At 56.4% G+C, this 18,956-nt stretch carries 20 protein-coding genes; 17 read left to right on the top strand and 3 right to left on the bottom strand.

The window, feature by feature from the left end:
* The first annotated feature begins 14 nt into the window (after positions 1 to 14).
* The 12 genes from MJA45_RS25765 (at position 15) to MJA45_RS25715 (ending at position 13,109) form a co-directional block, all read left to right on the top strand.
* Positions 15 to 1,151 carry a GntR family transcriptional regulator gene (locus MJA45_RS25765; protein WP_315604760.1) on the top strand — a complete coding sequence of 379 codons (1,137 nt, stop codon included), beginning with the start codon at positions 15 to 17 and terminating at the stop codon, positions 1,149 to 1,151.
* A gap of 19 nt (positions 1,152 to 1,170) precedes the next feature.
* The gene (locus MJA45_RS25760) at positions 1,171 to 1,989 is read left to right on the top strand and encodes an MBL fold metallo-hydrolase (protein ID WP_315604759.1); all 819 of its coding nucleotides are present in this window, start codon (positions 1,171 to 1,173) and stop codon (positions 1,987 to 1,989) included.
* Between the two features lie 36 nt (positions 1,990 to 2,025).
* On the top strand, positions 2,026 to 3,129 hold the full coding sequence (locus MJA45_RS25755) for an extracellular solute-binding protein (protein ID WP_315604758.1): 1,104 nt from the start codon (positions 2,026 to 2,028) through the stop codon (positions 3,127 to 3,129).
* A gap of 81 nt (positions 3,130 to 3,210) precedes the next feature.
* Positions 3,211 to 4,221, top strand: coding sequence for an ABC transporter ATP-binding protein (locus tag MJA45_RS25750; RefSeq protein WP_315604757.1), 1,011 nt, complete (start codon positions 3,211 to 3,213; stop codon positions 4,219 to 4,221).
* Positions 4,222 to 4,425: 204 nt separating this feature from the next.
* Positions 4,426 to 5,943, top strand: a complete 1,518-nt coding sequence (locus MJA45_RS25745; protein ID WP_315604756.1) for an ABC transporter permease — start codon at positions 4,426 to 4,428, stop codon at positions 5,941 to 5,943.
* A gap of 42 nt (positions 5,944 to 5,985) precedes the next feature.
* Positions 5,986 to 6,663, top strand: coding sequence for an MgtC/SapB family protein (locus MJA45_RS25740; protein ID WP_315604755.1), 678 nt, complete (start codon positions 5,986 to 5,988; stop codon positions 6,661 to 6,663).
* On the top strand, positions 6,659 to 6,742 hold the full coding sequence (locus MJA45_RS28695) for a YnfA family protein (RefSeq protein WP_407083174.1): 84 nt from the start codon (positions 6,659 to 6,661) through the stop codon (positions 6,740 to 6,742). Before MJA45_RS25740 ends, MJA45_RS28695 begins: the two co-directional genes overlap by 5 nt.
* A gap of 206 nt (positions 6,743 to 6,948) precedes the next feature.
* Entirely contained in the window at positions 6,949 to 8,337 is a 1,389-nt protein-coding gene (locus MJA45_RS25735; RefSeq protein ID WP_315604754.1) for an MATE family efflux transporter, read from the top strand.
* Between the two features lie 193 nt (positions 8,338 to 8,530).
* Entirely contained in the window at positions 8,531 to 10,639 is a 2,109-nt protein-coding gene (locus MJA45_RS25730; RefSeq protein WP_315604753.1) for a multicopper oxidase family protein, read from the top strand.
* A 375-nt stretch (positions 10,640 to 11,014) separates the two neighbouring features.
* The gene (locus MJA45_RS25725) at positions 11,015 to 11,464 is read left to right on the top strand and encodes a DUF1641 domain-containing protein (RefSeq protein WP_315604752.1); all 450 of its coding nucleotides are present in this window, start codon (positions 11,015 to 11,017) and stop codon (positions 11,462 to 11,464) included.
* Positions 11,457 to 12,635, top strand: a complete 1,179-nt coding sequence (locus MJA45_RS25720) for an NAD(P)/FAD-dependent oxidoreductase (RefSeq protein ID WP_315604751.1) — start codon at positions 11,457 to 11,459, stop codon at positions 12,633 to 12,635. Before MJA45_RS25725 ends, MJA45_RS25720 begins: the two co-directional genes overlap by 8 nt.
* Positions 12,636 to 12,836: 201 nt before the next feature.
* Positions 12,837 to 13,109: a GNAT family N-acetyltransferase gene (locus MJA45_RS25715; protein ID WP_315604750.1), complete on the top strand. Its 273-nt coding sequence runs from the start codon at positions 12,837 to 12,839 to the stop codon at positions 13,107 to 13,109.
* Between the two features lie 232 nt (positions 13,110 to 13,341).
* On the opposite strand, the gene MJA45_RS25710 is transcribed toward MJA45_RS25715, so the two are convergent.
* Positions 13,342 to 13,752, bottom strand: coding sequence for a hypothetical protein (locus MJA45_RS25710; RefSeq protein ID WP_315604749.1), 411 nt, complete (start codon positions 13,750 to 13,752; stop codon positions 13,342 to 13,344).
* A 260-nt stretch (positions 13,753 to 14,012) separates the two neighbouring features.
* Between MJA45_RS25710 and MJA45_RS25705 the strand changes: the two genes are divergently transcribed.
* Positions 14,013 to 14,525: an acyl-CoA thioesterase gene (locus MJA45_RS25705; protein ID WP_315604748.1), complete on the top strand. Its 513-nt coding sequence runs from the start codon at positions 14,013 to 14,015 to the stop codon at positions 14,523 to 14,525.
* 3 nt (positions 14,526 to 14,528) lie between these two features.
* Here MJA45_RS25705 and uvsE read toward each other — a convergent pair whose 3' ends face one another.
* Positions 14,529 to 15,476 carry a UV DNA damage repair endonuclease UvsE gene (gene uvsE / locus MJA45_RS25700; protein WP_315604747.1) on the bottom strand — a complete coding sequence of 316 codons (948 nt, stop codon included), beginning with the start codon at positions 15,474 to 15,476 and terminating at the stop codon, positions 14,529 to 14,531.
* Between the two features lie 213 nt (positions 15,477 to 15,689).
* On the opposite strand from uvsE, the gene MJA45_RS25695 reads away from it, so the two are divergent.
* The 4 genes from MJA45_RS25695 (at position 15,690) to MJA45_RS25680 (ending at position 17,315) form a co-directional block, all read left to right on the top strand.
* Entirely contained in the window at positions 15,690 to 15,926 is a 237-nt protein-coding gene (locus tag MJA45_RS25695; protein ID WP_315604746.1) for a DUF6953 family protein, read from the top strand.
* 121 nt (positions 15,927 to 16,047) lie between these two features.
* Positions 16,048 to 16,635 carry a guanylate kinase gene (locus tag MJA45_RS25690; RefSeq protein ID WP_315604745.1) on the top strand — a complete coding sequence of 196 codons (588 nt, stop codon included), beginning with the start codon at positions 16,048 to 16,050 and terminating at the stop codon, positions 16,633 to 16,635.
* Positions 16,636 to 16,875: 240 nt separating this feature from the next.
* Complete coding sequence (locus tag MJA45_RS25685; RefSeq protein WP_315604744.1) at positions 16,876 to 17,055, top strand: hypothetical protein; 180 nt, start codon at positions 16,876 to 16,878, stop codon at positions 17,053 to 17,055.
* A 119-nt stretch (positions 17,056 to 17,174) separates the two neighbouring features.
* Positions 17,175 to 17,315 (top strand): hypothetical protein, encoded by a 141-nt coding sequence (locus tag MJA45_RS25680; RefSeq protein WP_315604743.1) that lies wholly within the window; start codon positions 17,175 to 17,177, stop codon positions 17,313 to 17,315.
* Between the two features lie 56 nt (positions 17,316 to 17,371).
* Here the strand turns inward: MJA45_RS25680 and MJA45_RS25675 are convergent, their stop codons facing one another.
* Positions 17,372 to 18,847 carry a serine hydrolase domain-containing protein gene (locus MJA45_RS25675; protein WP_315604742.1) on the bottom strand — a complete coding sequence of 492 codons (1,476 nt, stop codon included), beginning with the start codon at positions 18,845 to 18,847 and terminating at the stop codon, positions 17,372 to 17,374.
* Positions 18,848 to 18,956 lie beyond the last annotated feature (109 nt).

The raw sequence follows: 18,956 nt of genomic DNA, 5'->3' as shown, positions 1-18,956 counted from the left end.
GAGGGATAGACACAATGAAGAAGTCACACGCATCCAAGAAACCCAGTTTGTTGTACCTGCAAATAGCCGATAAGGCCGTAGGCCTTATTCAAAGCCGGAAGCTTCAGCCGCATGATCCCGTTCCCTCGGAAGGAGAGCTTGCGAAGCTGTTCGGGGTAAGCCGAATGACGAGCAAACTAGCGCTGGAGCAGTTGGTTGAGCAAGGGTTGGTGTACCGTTTGCCAAGAAGGGGGACCTTTCTTTCCGAACAGCCGGGCGGAGCGCCGCGTAAGGAAGTGCCTCGGTCTGATAGTAAAGCGCTTCCAGCTGAGGAAAAGAAGAGGAAGCAGGTGGCTCTCATCGTGCCTCACCTATCCGATTACACGTCCAAAATAATGGCGGCAGCGGAGTCGGAGGCACGAAAGCACGAATGCGACCTCATCCTGAAAATCAGCAAAAGCAAAGAGGATGAGGATCAATGCCTGCAAAGTCTTGTCGAGGGGGGTGTAAGCGGCATCATCTTATTTCCCCAGGGGCGCAAGACCTGCAGTGACCAAGTGCTGCGATTGAAATTACAGCAGTTTCCGATTGTGATTATCGACCGCATTTTTCGCGAGGTTCAGATCGATTGCGTGTATCACGATCACTTTCGGGGCTCTTACCAGATGACCCGGTACTTGATTGACAAAGGGCATCGGGAAATCGGCTACATTTCGAACCCGGTCGATAATATCACCAGCCGGGAAGAGCGGTACCAAGGGTATATTCAAGCGCTGCTCGATCATGGGATTCCCGTTAAGAACCAGTACATTCATTTTAAAGACTTCCATCCGAGCCGTATTAACGAGAGTGACCCGGAAGCGGAACAGTTTGTTCAGGATAACGCGGAGATGACCGCCCTTATGTGCGGGGATGATCATGTGGCCGTCGCCACCTTGTATACCGCCTTGCGTGTAGGGATCCCGGTTCCGGATAAGCTTTCCATCGTGGGGTTCTCCGATATTCAGCTGTCGGCGCTGTCCCCGATCCCTCTGACGACGGTCAGGCAGGATACCGGTCAGCTTGCGCAATCCGCCTTTACTCTTCTTACGAAGCGCATCAATCACTCTCATGAGAAACCCATTACCATCAAAATTCAAACGACCATCGTAGAAAGGCGATCCGTTCTTTAGGACGGGCGGAAGGAGTCCTATGAAACTTCATTTTCTCGGAACAGCGGCTGCGGAGGGCTTTCCCAATGCCTTCTGCCACTGTGAGTACTGCTTGAAAGCACGTGAGCTCGGAGGGAAAAACATCCGAACCCGAAGCTCGGCGATCATTGACGATGTCATCAAATTCGACTACTCGCCGGATTCTTACATGCAAGCGCTTCGCGACAACATTGATCTGGGGGCGATTGAGCACCTGCTGGTCACCCACACGCACTCCGATCACTACAATGCCTATGATTTGGAATGCCGCCGAAAGGGTATTGCCCATAACCTGGAGCATCCGCTGCATATCTACGGCAATGATGCCGTGATGTACCATACGCGCGTCGCCATCGGCCGGTTTGAGGGAGAACGGTATGCTTTTCATCTGCTCCGCCCCTTCGAGACGATAACGGTGGGCGATGCCCGGGTTACCCCGTTATGGGCCGATCATGACCGGATGGAAACGTGCCTGGTGTATGTCATCGAAAGAGGCGGCAAAAAGCTGCTCTACGGGCATGATTCGGGCTGGTTCCCGGAAGCGACATGGGCCTGGCTGAAGGGAAAAAACCTGGACGGGGCCATTCTCGACTGCACGCACGGCTACACGGGCAAATCCCACGACCGCAATCATATGTGCATTGAGACCGTGCTGGAAGCCCAGCGGGAGTTTCGGAAAGAGAATATCCTGAAAGAAGAAGGACAGATCTTCGTTACGCACTTCAGCCATAATTCCAAGCTTCTCCATGAGGAATTTGTAGACATTTTTAAACCCGCCGGGGTCGTAGTGGCCTATGACGGAATGGTTGTCCACCTCTAAAATAGAATCCCATACCCTAAAGGAGTGTCAAAAAGAATGGTCAGAAAAATGGCAGGCGTCTCTTTGTTGTCGATGATGTGTTTGGCTGTAACGGCTTGCGGTGGAGGTAATACCAAGGAAACGGCGGGAACGACCGCCCCGTCCGGTACGCCGGCCGCATCGGCCCCGGCATCCGCAGGCAAGAATGAAAAGCTGATTGTGTACACGAACTCCAACTCGGACGGCCGGGGGGATTGGCTGGTCCAGAAGGCGAAGGAAGCCGGCTTTGAAATCGAAATCGTCGGAGCGGGCGGGGCTAATTTAACCAGCCGCTTAATCGCTGAGAAGAATAATCCGGTGGCGGACGTCATTTACGGCCTGAATAATATGCTGTTCGAAAGTTTAAAGAAAGAAAAGGTTCTGGCCAAATATGTTCCAGCCTGGGCACCCGAAATCGAAAAGGGCTTGAACGATCCGGAAGGCTATTACCACAGCCTGGTCAAGCAGGCCATTCTGATCGGGTATAACCCCAAGTCGTTCACAGCCGAGACGGCACCGAAGGATTGGGCCGATTTGTATACGAATCCGCAGTTCAAAGGGAAATACGAGGCTCCTACCCAGCTGGATCAAATTACGCCGCAGCTGGTCGTGGCCAGCATCTTGACCAAATACAAAGACGACAAAGGCGAGTACGGGATTTCCAAGCAGGGCTGGGATGAAATCAAGAAGCTGTATAACAATGGCGTTCCCGCGGTAAAGGGAGAAGACTTCTACCAGAATATGGTCAATGGCAAAACGCCGATCGGAGCCGTTGTTTCCGGTACGCTTCAAGCCAAAGAAAAGCAGTACGGGGTTAAGGCGGGCCTTGTAAGTCCCGGTACCGGAGTTCCGATGATTGTGGAACAGGCCGCCATCGCGAACGGGACGAAGAAGATGGAGACGGCTAAGAAGTTTATCGACTGGATCGGCTCGGCCGACGTGCAGGGGCAGTTTGCCGCTCAATTCAATGCCATGCCAGCGAACCAGAAGGCTTCCGATAAAGCCAACAAAGACGTGAAAGACCTTTACGCTTCCATCAAGCCGATCGCCTTTGACTGGGGATTTGTTTCCGAGAATCTGGGGAAATGGGCGGAAAAGATTCAGCTGGAGATTATGAAATAAGGTAACATTGTCAAACAGGCTGCACGCGGGAATGTCCATGCTTGCAGCCTGTAAAAATAAATTTACATGACAGAGGTAACCATGATCACATTCCAAGACATTCAAATCAAATTCGGTGACTTCCATGCCATCAAGAACCTCAATCTCCACATCAAGGAGGGGGAGTTCTTCACCTTTCTCGGTCCCTCGGGATGCGGGAAAACGACCATTCTCCGCAGCCTGGTCGGCTTTATTAAGCCAGACAGCGGGCAAATCCTGCTAAACGACCGGGACATCTCTCACGTGCCGATTGAGAAGCGGGAAATCAGCATGGTCTTTCAAAGCTATGCGCTCTTTCCAACCTTAAACGTTTACGAGAATATTGCTTTTGGCATGCGGGTCAAAAAATTCTCCAAAGCCGAAGTGGATGCCCAGGTAAAGGAGATCGCCAGGAAAGTCGATTTAAGCGAGGAACAGCTGGTCAAGAAAGTGTCCGAGCTATCGGGAGGGCAGCAGCAGCGTGTAGCCATTGCGAGGGCTCTGGTGCTGAAGCCGAGCATCCTTGCCTTGGATGAGCCGTTGTCCAACCTGGATGCCAAGCTGAGGGTTCAATTGCGCAACGAGCTGAAGGATCTTCAGAAGAAGTTTGGGATCACGACGGTGTATGTGACGCATGACCAGGAAGAAGCCTTGACCCTCTCGGACCGGATCGCGGTATTCAACAAGGGAACCGTGGAGCAGGTCGGCACGCCCCGGGAAATTTACAACGAGTCCCAAACGGAGTTTGTCTGCAACTTCATAGGCGATATTAACTTTATCCGGCCGGAGATTGTTGTGGCGAACAGCGCTTTAACGAATTTGATTGACCCAAGCAAGAAATCGTACATCCGCAACGAGAAAATCAGCCTGGTTCCGATTGCGGCCGAGCCCCATGCCGTCCAGCTGAGAGGAAAAATAGTGGAACAGGAATTTTACGGAATCTACACCAAGTATTCGATTGCCGTTCCAGGCGGAATTCTGAAAACCGTGGAGACCGAACGGGGACACGATCTGTATCAAACGGGGGACGAATTGGATATCTATATCGACACCAGGGATATTTTGCAATATTAGGGGGAACACCAGTTGAACACGCGGACTTTAAAAAAAGGACTGACCTCGGTTCCTTTGCCTTCTTTGATCTTCTATCTTGCCCTAGCATGGTTTGTAATCGCCTTCTTGATTTATCCGAATCTTAACATTTATTACCAAATATTCTTCAGCAAAGGGAGTTTCTCGCTGGAGCCTGTTCACAAACTGTTATCCTCCGCCCGGGCGATGAAGAGCTTGTACAACAGCTTTATTTTGGCGGTTTCCCTGATCTTTACCGTGAACATCGTCGGAATCTTCCTCGTGCTGGTCGTCGAATATTTCGATATCAAGGGCGCGAAAATCCTCCGGCTTGGTTATTTTACCACCTTGATCTACAGTGGTGTCGTCTTGGTTTCCGGCTATAAATTGATCTACGGGGACACCGGACTAATGACGAAGGTCCTGGCGTATGTCTTCCCCTCCTTCCCGACGGGGTGGTTTCACGGCTACTGGGCGGTTCTCTTCGTAATGACCTTCGCCTGTACGTCCAACCACGTTCTATTTCTAAGCAATGCTATGCGCAAGGTGGATTTCCAAACGATAGAAGCAGCAAGAAACATGGGTGCGTCTACTTTCTATATTCTGAGGCGCGTCGTCCTTCCCGTTCTGAAGCCGACGATTTATGCTTTAACGATCCTTCTCTTTCTGACCGGATTAGCGGCAACCTCGGCGCCCCTGATCTTAGGGGGAACGGAATTCCAAACCATTACGCCCATGATTCTTGCTTTCTCCAATAGCACCTATTCCAAAGATTTGGCCGCTCTGCTGGCGCTTGTTCTCGGCTTGGCAACCATCGTCCTGCTGTCCGTCATGATCCGTTTTGAACGCAAAGGGAATTTCATGTCGGTATCGAAAGTTAAGTCCGAGATGGTTAAACAACAAATCCAGCATCCGCTGGCCAATATGCTTACTCATGCGGCCGCCTATTTCTTGTTTCTGATTTATATCATCCCGGTTGTCCTTATTCTTGTTTTTTCCTTTACGGATGCCCAAAGCATTGCCAACGCCACGATCTCCTTCAGCAAATTGACCTTGGCCAATTACATTCACGTCTTCTCGAGCCTGTCGGCGTTTAAGCCCTACTTGGTCAGCGTATGCTATGCGGCGGGGGCCTCTCTTACCGTTGTGGCCTTGGCTCTAATGGCTTCCCGGATTCTGCACAAATACAGGAACGTCTGGACCAATCTGTTGGAATATTCCCTGCTGATTCCGTGGATGCTGCCTTCTACCCTGATAGCCATCGGTTTGATCGTCACCTTCGGCACCCCGAGGCTGATTATCGGCAATAACGTGCTGGTCGGCTCCGTATGGATGTTGTTCCTGGCTTATGTCATCGTCCACATTCCGTTTACCCTTCGGATGGTGAAGGCTTCCTTCTTCGCCCTGGACAACAACCTGGAGGACGCGGCCAAAAATCTGGGCGCCAAAGCCTTCTACACCTTCCGGAGGGTGGTGCTGCCCATTATCCTGCCGTCTACCTTGGCGATCTTAGCCTTGAACTTTAACGGGATTCTGGCCGATTACGACTTGACGGTGTTCCTGTATCATCCGCTATACCAGCCGCTTGGCATTGTGATCAAAAACAGTACGGACGCCGAAGCGGTGGCGGACACCAAAGCCCTTACCCTGGTCTACTCGGTCATCCTGATGATTATGTCGGCCCTTACTTTATATTTTGTTTACGGCAGAAGAAGCAAAGACTAAAGCCACTAACGATCTTGTGCAAACAGAAGGGACTATCGGAGCATGGATATAGAACTTTTGGTGAAGCTGGGCCTTTCGGCTGTGCTTGGGTTGGTAATCGGGCTCGAAAGGGAATTGAAGAGCAAGCCGCTCGGGCTGAAAACCAGTCCGGTTATTGCGGTCATCAGCTGTTTGTTAACGATCATATCCATACGAGCGGCTTATACTTACCCCAAAAGCCATGACATCATCATCCAAATGGACCCGCTCCGGCTTCCCGCTCAAGTGGTTTCGGGAATCGGCTTTCTGGGAGCGGGAGCTATCCTTAGAAGAGGGAATGACCGCATTTCGGGCCTGACGACGGCTGCCATGATCTGGGGGGCGGCGGGCATTGGCATTGCGGTGGGCAGCGGCTTCTATGCGGCAGCGGCCGTAACGGCCGCCCTGCTGATTATCAGCGTGGAACTTGTTCCTTTTCTGCTGGGCAAACCGCTTAGAGGGCTCCGAAAAGAACATGTCATCAAACTAACCGTCCGCCGGAGTGCGAACGTAACCGAGATCATGAAAACCATGGAGGCCAGTGAAATCCAATTGTCTCAAACACGCATCAAGGATTCCAAACAGGACTCCTTCTATATGCTGGAATTGAGAACGAAGGTCCATCCCAAAGTAGGGATCACCGACTTGTACCACCTCCTTTCCGGCATGGACGATGTGGTGGGAGTAGAAATCACGAATTGATCCTTTCCGGTACGACTGGCTGGGAGCCGCTCTATGCCTGGCCGGTGTTTCGGTTATGCTGTGGGCCCCGAGAAATTGAGGACCCAAGGGGCCGTTATGGTTGACAGAATACTCCTCCGGTGCTACTCTACAGCAGGTAAAGGTTCCCCTGCTAAGAAACCCTCTGCCGGACGAAGGGCAGAAGGCCGGACAAGCTCCAAACAGGGGAGACAGCCGAATCGACTTTTTTGAAAGCTCTTCGCCTGAAGAGTTTTTTCCTATTTTATGCAAAGAATGTGATGAAGAGTGAAGCAGCTAGGGTTAAGACGAAGGGGACGCAGCTGGCTGGAGAAGCATTTATCGGGAGAATCGATGGATTACCGGCAGATTCTCGCCCTGTTTCTTCCGATTCTGATTGACCAGGCCTTTATCGTGGGTCTTAATCTGGTGAATACCGCCATGATCAGCTCCTCGGGAGTGGCGGCGATCAGCGCCGTGAGCACGGTGGATTCGCTGAATATTTTTCTGATCAATGTCTTTGTGGCGGTGGCCACCGGCGGGACCGTCATTGTGGCGCAGTACAAAGGAAGCGGAGACCTGCCGATGGTGTCAAAAGCCGCTTCGGCCGCCGTGGCGTCGGTCTCCCTGCTGGCCCTCGCGGTCGGGCTGCTCTTGATCGTTCTGCAGCATCCGGCCTTGAATCTGCTGTTCGGGTCGGCGGACGAAGAGGTGAGGGCCAACGCCAAAATATACCTCACCGGCAGCGGGCTGTCGTATCTCGGCATCGGCATCGTTCAAGCGGTGAGCGGGGTCATGCGGGGTGTCGGTCGCACGAGGGTGTCGCTTGCCCTGTCGCTCATCATGAACGTCATCTACGTCCTGCTGAACGTCGTGTTCCTCTACCTGCTCGACATGGGGGTGCTCGGCATGACCATCGCCGTTAACCTGGCCCGCTACACGGCGGCGCTCTGCGCCCTTGTCTATGTGCTGCGGATGGAGGTAACCCTGCATCTGCGCCTTCAGGAGCTCTTCCATGTGTCTTGGTCGATGCTCAAGCGGATTCTGTACATCGGGCTTCCATTTGCGGCGGAGCAGATGTTCTTCCACGGGGGCAAAATCCTAACCCAGGTCTTCATCGTCAGCCTCGGCACCTATGCCATTGCGACGAATGCCATCAGCAACACCATTGCCATGCTGTACCAGATCCCGGCGGGCGCCCTGTCCTTGACCATCGTAACGGTTGTGGGGCAGTGTATGGGAGGACGCAACGTCGAGGACGCGCGCAAATTCATCCGGGTTTTTCTTTGGCTCGGGTCGTTCTCATTCGTTATCATGCTGGCGATCCTTATGCCGCTGTTTCATCCGCTGGTCAGCCTGTTTCACCCGCCGGCGGAAATTCTCCACGACCTGTATTGGGTTATTCTAATCAATGCCCTGGCGCAAATTCCGCTCTGGGCGATCAGCTTTATCCTGCCTTCGGGGCTTCGGGCCGCAGGCGATTCCCGCTTCACCTCGCTTACGTCGATGCTCACGATGTGGCTCTTCCGCATTGTGCTCGGGTACGTACTAGGCATCGTACTCGGCTTCGGCATTATCGGGGTATGGGCGGCGATGAACGGAGAGTGGGGAGTGAGGGGCCTGCTGTTCCTGTGGCGGTTCCGGGGGAAGAAGTGGTACGCGCATAAGCTCATCTAAAATAGAGCGAAAACGAGCAATAAACGGCATCTCTAGAACCTGGACCCTTTGGGGGGATGGGTTCTAGAGATGCCTTTTTATATAGGCCAGGGGGCTTGTTAGCCCTCCACAAAGCTGGCAGAGGTTCATCACAGGTTCGCAACATTCCCCTGTTACACTAGGTCTCATTAAGGTTCACATGGGGGAAACGAACATGGAAGATAATCTTTACCGCTTCATTCTGCTTCTCGCTCTGGCCGGAACGATCCTTGGGTTGATTTCCGGAATTACCGCCGCCTGGCTTCCCTATCTTAGAAGCGCCAAGTCGGTGCGGAGAGCCTCGTCTTTTCTGCTTCTGTTGGCGGGGCTCGCCCTGGCCGCCGGCCTGCTGACCGATGCCGCCTATATCGGGATCGGAATCCGCGGCAGCTGGTGGGCGGTGGAGGGCATGGCCTTAACGGTCCTTCCGCTTCTTCTCGCCGTCCAGCTTGGCGTCGGGCTGCTGACGATGCCCCGGCTGGCCCGGCTGAGACGGATGCCGGAAGAGGAGATTGTCCGGTCGGATGTGCTGGCGGATCCCTGGTTAACGGTGCCGCTGCTCGCCGGTGCGGCCGGGTCGGGCCTCCATCTGGTCCGCCAGCTTTTTGCCCAGCCGGTCCTTCCCGGCTTGACGGAGATCATCCTGAGCCAGGGCCTGGCGTGTCTTCTGGCCGGGATCCCGCTAATCATGGCCCGCCGCAGGCACCGTCTGGTTCTCGCGGGACGCGGAAGGAGGAAGGCGTGGCAAAGACTTCTTAAGCATACCGGTTTTGTGGTTGCAGGGGCGGCCGTCGTGATGGCCGTCTTCGTCGTCTATGTGGTCGCGGGAGGCTCGGCGTCCAAGCTTCCGGAAGCGTACGACATGATGAATCATGACGGGCTGGACGAAGGGGGAGGTCCTCCGACGCAGTTGGCCGCCAGGGGAGAGCATGCTGGGCACGGAGCCGCGCATAGCGGCGCCGGGGTGGAAGTCGCCGAGCTCACGGGGGACATCTCCGCTCCGGCGGATGTCCGCTTCGAGCTGACGGCCCAGCGGACCGAGCTTACTCTTGCTTCGGGGGCCAAGGTCGAGGCGTGGACCTATAACGGGGAAGCGGTGCCCGAGCTTCGGGTGAAGGAAGGGCAAATGGTCGAGGTGGTATTGGCCAACCGGGATGTGGAGGCGGGCGTTTCCATCCACTGGCACGGTTATGATGTGCCCAATGCAATGGACGGCATTCCGGGCATGACCCAGAACGCCGTCAAGCCCGGCGAATCGTTCCGCTATAAATTCCGGGCGAAGCAGACCGGAACCTACTGGTTTCACTCTCACCAGCAGTCCTCCGAGCAGGTGGAGAAAGGGCTGTTCGGCAGGCTGATCGTCGAACCGGCCGAGGAGCCCTCCCCGTATGACGTGGAAGAAACGATTGTCCTTCACCGGTGGAAGACGGACCGGGGGTATCGGACCGCTTTTGGGCTGGAGGATGGGACGCGGACGCTTCCAATCCCTTCCGGGCGAACGGTCCGGCTGCGGATAATCAACACGGATAACCTTTCTGCGGCTTATCTGCTTCAGGGAACGCTCTATGCCGTGACGGCGATAGACGGGACGCCGATCCGGCAAGCCGCCCTCCTGCCGGAGAACACGTCGTTTCAGATCGGCTCGGGAGGACGGTACGATCTTACTTTCCGGATGCCGGGAGGCCCGGTTTATTTGAAGGCGGGGGCGGCGGACGACCCAGAGGGGCCGGTGCTGGTGCTCTCGCCGGACAACGATGCCCCGGCTCCCGTATTTCAGCCGCCCTCCGGAAGCTTCGATCCCGGCAGTTACGGGCTTGCGGCGGAGAACGGAGTGACGACAAAGACCGCAAAGTTTGACCGCGAGTTCCGGATGATCTTCGGCAACCGGATGGGCTTTTATAACGGGGTGTTTCATTTCCTGTGGACGATTAACGGCCGGGTGCTTCCCGATACGCCGACCTTCGTCGTCAAAGAAGGGGAGAAGGTGAAGATGACCTTCGTGAACCGCAGCCTGGCGGAGCATCCCATGCATCTCCACGGCCACCATATGACCGTGCTGAAGCACAACGGGAAGCGGGTCGCGACTCCCTGGATAACCGATACTTTAAATGTGGCCCCGGGGGATACGTACGAGGTCGGGTTCGTCGCCGATAATCCGGGCATGTGGATGGATCACTGCCACAACCTCTATCACGCGGCCACCGGCATGATCCTTCATCTCATGTACGACGGGGTGCGGCCTTCCTATGAAGCGGGGACGCGTTCCGGCAATTTGCCGGATTGACCGGCTCTGCGAGCGCCGAATAGACCCCGTACCGCCCCGAATGAAACCGCGTCAAATGGCATACGCTAAGCCTGTCCCGATACGGACGGGCTTTTTTTGGGCAGGTTCCCCTTGCGTAAAGCAGAGAGCGAAGCTGCCAAAAAAAGATGGTGATTTTTTTGCGGAAAAGAATGAAAAGTTTAACGTTTAGGTATACAATGGAAGGAGTAGCGATCGTGTTCACCGCTGATCATGTGAAAGCTTCTTCTTGTAAGATGTGAAGTTTTTCACTTGCCACTATATGTGAATGGATTCACTAGATGGAAAAACGGCCTTGCGACACGGATAGGACCCCATTCGCTGCACATCACGAGTTGATTGAGGAGGAGCGTTGACATGTTGGAAACGAAAGAAAAGGAAACGGAAGCCGTAGCCGCAACCGAGCCTGCCGCCGCTAGACCGGATGTTCTGGAACAGCTGCTGAAGCCGGAGGTTCAAGAAGCGCTGACGGTTCTCGTGGATCAGCTGCCGAAGCTGGCCGAGATGATGACCCTCATGACCAAAACCTATGACCTGGCCCAGAAGGTAGCTTCGGACCGCGTCCTGATCCAAGATATGGTCGGAGGCTTTATGGAAGTAGCCAAGCCGATTGAAGAGAAGGTCAAGCACCTGGCCTCCGCCGCGATCGAAGCCAACGACCGGGCCGAGAAGAGCGACGAAACGATCGGCCTGTTCGGCATGCTGCGCCTCTTGAAGGATCCCGAGTTGCAGAAAATGCTGCGCTTTGGCCAATCCTATCTGGACATCCTAAGCGAGAGAAAACGGGGGGAGGACCACCATGAGTAAGCAAATTCTGATTCTGGGCGCCGGCTACGGCGGCCTGCTGAGCGCGCTGTCCGCCCGTGCCAACCTTTCGCCGCAGGAAGCGACGATTACCGTGATCAACCGGGTAGGCTCCCACCAGATCATCACCGAGCTTCACCGTCTGGCGGCAGGCAACGTCGCTGAGAAGGCGGTGGCTCTTCCTCTGGAGAAGCTGCTTAAGGATAAAGAGATTAACCTGAAGGTCGGCTCGGTTCAAGCGATTGACGTGGAAGGACGCAAGGTTACCCTCGAGGACGGCACCTTCTACCGCTACGATGCCCTCGTGATGGCGCTCGGCAGCGAAACGAACTACTTCGGCATCCCGGGCTTGCAGGAGAACAGCCTCACGCTGAAATCCGTTGCCGATGCGAACCGCATCTTCGCCCATGTGAAGGACCGCATCCGCGAATACAGCGTGAGCGGCAACAAAGCCGACGCAACCTTCGTGATCGGCGGCGGCGGCCTGACGGGCGTCGAGCTGGTCGGGGAGCTGGCGGACGAGCTGCCGGGCATCTGCCGCCAGTACGGTGTGGACTTCGCCGACGTGTCCCTTTACCTCGTAGAGGCCATGCCGACCATTCTGCCGATCTTCTCGGCGGATTTGATCCAGCGGGCCACCACGAGCCTCGAGAGCCGCGGAGTTCAGTTCCTGACTGGGCTGCCGATCACGGAAGTGAACGGAGCTGTGGTCAGCCTGAAGGACGGGCGCACGATCGAAGCGGGCACCGTCGTTTGGACCGGCGGCGTACAAGGCAGCACACTCGTGGCGAACAGCGGCGTGGAAGTTAACCGCGGCCGCGCTACCGTTAACGAGTTCCTGCAATCCGTTTCCCACCCGGACGTGTTCCTGGCCGGCGACTGCGCGGTCGTCTTCGGTCCGGAAGGCCGCCCTTATCCGCCTACGGCCCAGCTGGCCTGGCAGATGGGCGAGCTGGTTGGCGCCAACATCGCGGCTCATTTCCGCAGCGGCAAAATGGCCTCCTTCCAGCCGGTGTTCTCCGGTACTCTCGCGAGCCTGGGCCGCAAGGACGGCATCGGCGCCATCGGCGAAACGGGCATCGAGTTGAAGGGCCTTCCCGCTTCCCTCATGAAGAAAGCGAGCAATGCCCGCTATCTGACGCACATCAACGGATTGTTTGCCCTGGCTTACTAATAGCCGGCCTGCACGATCCGGACACATTCATTCACCGCCAACCGTTTCCCCGGCCGCGTGCCGCCCGGGGGAGCGGTTTTTCTATTGCCATGACGGACAAGTCCGGTCTGCCCGATCGTATGGCAGGCCTATGTAGCAAGGGGCGGATCAGCGGGTAATCTATAGGAGAAAGCATTTCACCGATAGAAGGGAGAGGCAGGCATGAACATGATTCAGGAGGGCAATGCGTTTCTCATAAAGGAAGGAGACGAGGTGGTCGGGGAGGTGACCTTCCGGATGGCCGGCGATAAGACGCTGGTGCTCGACCATACTTTCGTGGCGCCGGAGAAGCGGGGCCAGAAGCTGGCCGAGGACCTGATCCGGCGGGTGGTCGAATATGCGCGGGAGACGAACCGCAAGGTCGTTCCCGCCTGCTCGTACGCCGACGCCCAGTTCCGCCGGCATAAGGAATATGCCGACGTATGGGAGCGTTGACGGCTTCCGTCCGCCCGGCATCCCTCCCCCTTTTGCCTCTGTAACCAAAAAGCCCTTCTCACTCCGATTGGAGCGGGAAGGGCTTTTGGTCTTGCCGGGGATTCCGTGCAGGGGCTATAGGTTAACAGCTGGAGCATAGTATTCGTGGAAACGGACGGGCTAGCAGCGGCCCGGCTTCGCTCAGCTCTTGGAGTACGAGCTTTGTAGCCGCTGCTTCCGTTCGCGGAAGGCGCTACGCCTCCATACGGGTGTGCGCGCTCGCCGCGAGAAGCTCCGGCAGCTCGGCCTTGTAGGCCTCCAGCTGGGCGGGAGTCAGGCTGCCCGCGGCGCACCGCTCCTCCAGCTGCGCGGTCAGCTCGGCCATCTGGAGGCCAACCACCTCCTGCACGCCGACGCGGCGGGCCTCGGCCACATCGGCCAGCGAACGGCCGCCGTAAAGCTCCTCGCGGAGTTCCTCTCCCGTCATGCCGAGGAGACCGGTCAGGTCCTTCCGGTCAGGCAGGGAGGGGGCGGCGGACGCTTTGGCGAGCTGGGTTTCCGGCTTGTCCGGGGCGGACGTTTTGGTCCGGTCGGAGCACAGGGTCCCGCCTACGGTAATGGTGAAGGCCATGGTGCTTATGATTAGAATTTGTTTGGGATTCATAAGGGATAAATCCTCCTTCAAGAGGTATGTACAACAGGTAATGGTTCGCGAGCCGCCATGCGGGCGGTTAACGTTTCTTACGTTTGAACGGACCGAAGGTTTCGCTTCCTGCCCTCTTCGTACCTCCAGTATAACGTCCAATTCTTAAAACCAACTTAAGGATCGATTAACGTATTCTGAATAAACGAGGCATATGCCGCCGGGAACCAGGGAAAACCATAAGAAGCGCAAGCATACCCTGGAAGAAAGCGGTGGCTCCTTTGGAAACGAAGTATGCAAAAGAAACTCGTTGTTTCAAAACCTCCCGGGTTTTCCCGACGGATGTCAACAACCATGAGACGCTGTTCGGCGGCAGGCTCATGTCCCATATTGACGATATTGCCTCCATCTCGGCGTCCAAGCTCTGCCGGGTGACGGCGGTGACGGCTTCTACCGACTCGGTGGACTTCCTGCAGCCGATCCGCACGACGGATTCGGTTTCGCTGGAGTCCTTCGTGACCTGGACGGGCAAAAGCTCCATGGAGGTGTTCGTCAAGGTGATCCGGGAAGACCTGAGGAGCGGCGAACGAAAGATTGCCGCCACCTCGTTCCTTACCTTCGTCGGTCTGGATGAGGACAACAAACCGGTTCCCGTTCCCCGGATCATTCCGGAAACCGAGGAAGAGAAGAAGCTCTACGAAACGGCGGAGATGCGGGCCCAGATGCGGAAGCACCGGCGGGAGGAGAGCAAGAAATTCGCTGATTATCTCGTGAGCACCTACCCTTGGGAATAAGGCTCACCAGTGAAGCACTCCGCCGTCCGTCCGTTTGATCCCCCGCACCTTCGCCAGCTCCTCCGCAAGCCGGAACAGGGAGAGGTCCTTCTGCTTGGCTTCCAGCATGACGTCGATCTGCTCCATGTCATGCTCCCGGCAGCGGCGGAGAAAGGCAAGCAGCGGCTCGGGATCGACATGATCGGCGTGGGAGCGGAACTCCTTGTCGTTCTTCGGGGTCGACACGTGAATCTTCATCGCCCGGTCTCCCCAGGTGGCCCGGATACGGGGAAGGAGGTCGGCGGCCGGCACAGCCGAAGGGTTGCACCAGTCATGGTGCAGATCCAGCACGAGCGGCTGCCCGAGCCGCTCGCACACCGCCAGCGTTTCCTCGGCGGTATACGTCTTGTCGTCGTTCTCGAACGTAAGCCGTTTCTTGACGGCTTCCGGAACGGCAGGGAAGTTGCGGTACAGGCGCTCGACGGCCGAGGCTTTGTCCCCGTACATTCCGCCTACATGAATATTGATGATGCCGTTCTCATCCATCCCCATCCCGTCCAGAATCGCCGCATGATAATTCAAATCGTGAATAGCGGCTTGGACAACGGAATCTTTGCCGTTCAGGAGCGTAAACTGGTTGGGATGCATGGAAAGCCGGATGCCGTGAGCGCGGGCGAATGCCCCGAGCTCCGCCAGCTCGTCCCGGTACAGGGCGCCGGCATCCAGCATCACATCGGGATGGGTGGCGAGCGGAATGAGGGACGAGGACATCCGGTAGAACCGGATGCCGTGAGCGGCGTTATAGTAAAGAATGCGCCGGGTGGCCTCCAGATTGCCCCTCCCAATCCTAACCGCATGGGCTATGGCTTCCTCGCGGGGAAGCTGCGCAAACCGCTTATACGTAAAAGTGGAGCTCGGGGTATTGTTATAGATGGCCAAAGCAATGGATACGAACCCGAGCCGGATCCTCACAAGCTTCCTCCTCCTAGCGCCTTATCCGTTAGAGTTACCGGATAAACCGTTGTCAGCTCGGCCGCGTTATCGGGCAGCCGGCCGCATACGTTTTTAGTTTACCCGGAATCCCCGTAGGTTGAACCTGGTAAGGCGGCAAAGCCGGGCAAGGGAGACGGGGGAGCCTCTCTTTGGTACAATGACAAGACGGGAAGAAGAGAAGGAGGCGGTGTTATGGAAACGACGGCGGAGCAGGTCGCCCGGTGGATGTTGGAGAAATTGAAAGCGGCGGGTATTCTGTACCAGAGCGAGGCGGTCAACTACATAGCGGCTCATTTCGGGGAGCGTTTCATTTATGTGAATGAGAACGGGAACCGGTCCATAGACAAAGAGGTTAAGAAGATTTTCAAGAAGCTTCACGGCGGACATGCGGCTTGGGAGCGGGACGGATTTTTCTGGGGCTGGCATTAATATTCCGGCCAGGCTCCTTATAAAAACAGGTCGACCAAGCTAACCTGCGAAAAGTTTAATTGACGGAATTGTCGGAATTTCGTTATAATTCAGATAATTCTTTCGAGAAGGAGGCTGGTTCATGTACGAGCTGAAAGACCGGGAGTATATTATCGTGTTCACCGGTCCCGACGGATCGGGACGCAAAGCGGTGGCGGATGCCGTAGGCCAAACCTTTCATATGGTCAAGGTACTGTCCCATACGACCCGGGCCCCGCGCCCCGCGGAAGCCGACGGGCAGGATTACCACTTCATTACGGAAGAACAGTACGACCGGATGGAAAGGAACGGCGAGTTCCTCGAGAGCATCCGGCTCGGAGCAAGCCGCTACGGCATCCGGGAAGAGGATGTGGCGAACTGCTTTCGCACAAGCGGCTGCCTTTATTTGATTCTGAATTGTGAAGGCGCTTCCATTCTGAAGAAGCTTTACGGGGACCGTGTCGTCCGTTTCTTTATCTATGCGGACCGCTCCGTCGTGGAAGAGAGACAGCGGGCGAAGGGAATCCCCGAGGACGCCATTCAGGCGCATATGAGCCGCTACGAGCAGGAGATGGAATGCCAAGCCGACTGTGAGCATGCTTACGAGAATTACGATTTGGCCCATACCGTCTTCGACATCACCAATACGCTCGAAGGTTACCTGAAGAGGGAGCTGGTGGAGAGGGACTAACCGCCTTATTTGTCGTATCCCGCCCCATCCGGGAGGAAAGGGCAGGAAATCTTCGAACGCCCCCCGCTCCGCCGTCCTCTCTCCGTTCTCTTCGAAAGGAGTCCGCATTCTCCGTCCTCAGCGCATTTTATTGGTTTCTCCCGTTCCGCTATACTTAAGAAGTGCCCTGTTACAACAAGCTTTACAAGAAGTTTCACACAGGGTGACGACTTAAACAGCTGCTCAGGAGGGAAAAGAATTTTGACTAAAACGGAAATGTTGGGACGACGGAGCGAGATTCTAAAAAGAACGATTGGCAGTCTGATTGTGAAAGACAACCAGCAGGGGCTCGATCACCAGGAAAGCCATTTTCTGAGGAATATGGTTAAGGAGCTTCACCAGAACGAGCACGAATTGCTGGCTTCCCGCAGCGGCAGCTAAAGCGTAATGCCCGCCGCCTTTCAGCGCTCCAGCTAAGAAGCTGAGTGCGTCATGATTCCTTATATAATCGAACGATAAAGCGAGACCCGGGTTCCCTTGGCAAGGGAGCCGGGGTCTTTTTGGTTAACGTACTGGTGGAGCTGGATGCCGGATTCAAAGCGGAGCTGACCGAGGCCATCGATACGATGCTGAGCAGAGGCTTCCCGAAAGAAGCGATCCGCGTGGAGCTGGAGACGGACGGGACCTTGGCTGTCGAATAGAAAAAGCCGGATTCGGGTTAACCGGATCGGGTTATTTTTGGTGCGGTGAAAGCTGGTTACAATGGTGGAAGGCCGGCCGGGGGGGCATTCCCTGCGGTTTCCTGCTTTCTTCCCCGGAAGGTCTCTTCCTTGGCATGATAGCCGACATTCCGGGAAAGGGTGACCGACACTTCCTTAGGGGCGAAGCGGCAAACCAACGTTTCGCAGAAGGGAGTCTCGGTAAAGCGGATGGCGAGCTCCAAGGTCCGCTCCTCTCTCCAGGCAGCCGCTGCGCACACGGGCGAGGAGTGGCCGTGAAGAAATTCGGTCGTGCCGCAGGCCCATTCGCCCATCCCGAAGGCCAGCCGATGCTCCCCGAACTGGTTCTCCAGATCGACGAGCAGCCTTCCTTCTTCGTCGAAATGCAGGACGAGGGTGCGGATGCCGAGCCGGTTGTCGTCAAGCTGGTAAAGGACTTCGGAGAGGGAGGAAGCGATAGGAGAACGGAGGCTTCCATCAGGAGGACGGTGCGCGAGCAGCATCAGCCGCTCCCGCAGGCGCACCTGCCCTTCCGGATCAGAGGGAAGGGGACGGCTCGACAGGGCGGGCAGCAGATGGGTCCAGACGGCATTCAGGATGGTCTTCTCCTGAGCGGTCCCTCCCGTTACAGCCAGCACGGCTTCCTGCTCCGGCAGAATGAGGCAGATCTGGCCGAAGGCGCCCGATGCCCGGTAAGCTCCATGGCGGCAGCGCCAGAACTGGTAGCCGTAGCCCTGGTTCCAATCGCTGCGGGGATCATCCCCGTTCGCGATCTGGCGGGCCGACGCCTCGGCGACCCAATCCGGCGGCAGCAGCGAGGTCCCGTTCCAGATGCCGTTCTGAAGGTAGAGCAGCCCGAACTTGGCCAGGTCTTCGACCGGCAGGCACAAGCCCCACCCTCCCGCGGAAATGCCCTCCGGGTTCGCCTCCCAGGAGGGGTCCGTTATGCCAAGGGGCGTGAACAGCCTCGGCAGCAGGTACTCCAGCAGGGAGACGCCCGCCACTTTAGTTACAAGGGCCGAAAGAACGTAAGAGGCCCCGTTATTGTAGACAAAATGAGTTCCCGGAGCATAGTCGGCCGGGGCGTGCAGGAAGCCCTTCACCCAGTCGCCATCCTCCCGCCCGTACAGCCACCGGGTCGTGTCTTCGCTATGACCGGAGCTCATGGTGAGAAGGTCCTTTACCTTCATGGCCAGCAGGTGGGGGGAGGGCACCGCCGGAAGCTTATCCGGAAAGAAGGAAGCAACCGAATCCCGGAGCCGGAGCTTTCCTTCGGCGGCCGCCAGACCGATGGCGGTGGCGGTGAAGCTTTTGCTGACGGAATAGAGCATGCGCCGCTCCTCCAGGGAGTAGGGGGCCCAGGCGCCTTCGGCGACGACGCGGCCATGGCGGACTAGCAGAAAAGTGTGGAGCTCGACCCGGGCTCTCTCCAATTCTTCCAGGAAGTGGGATATGGCCCACGAGGACAAGCCTTGCTTCTCCGGTGTGCTGCGAGGCAAACGTGTCTGTTCCATCTGTCCACTCCCCCTTGGCCGTGCTTGCCCGTTATTTGAATGTCGACGCGGGTTTTGAATCCTTTTACCCAATCCTTTCCCTTTCGAATAGGGGAGGAGACCTTCTTCG

Origin of the sequence: Paenibacillus aurantius (assembly GCF_032268605.1) — a bacterium.
Lineage (GTDB): Bacteria > Bacillota > Bacilli > Paenibacillales > NBRC-103111 > Paenibacillus_AO > Paenibacillus_AO aurantius.
This window is presented reverse-complemented; position numbering and strand designations above follow the sequence as displayed.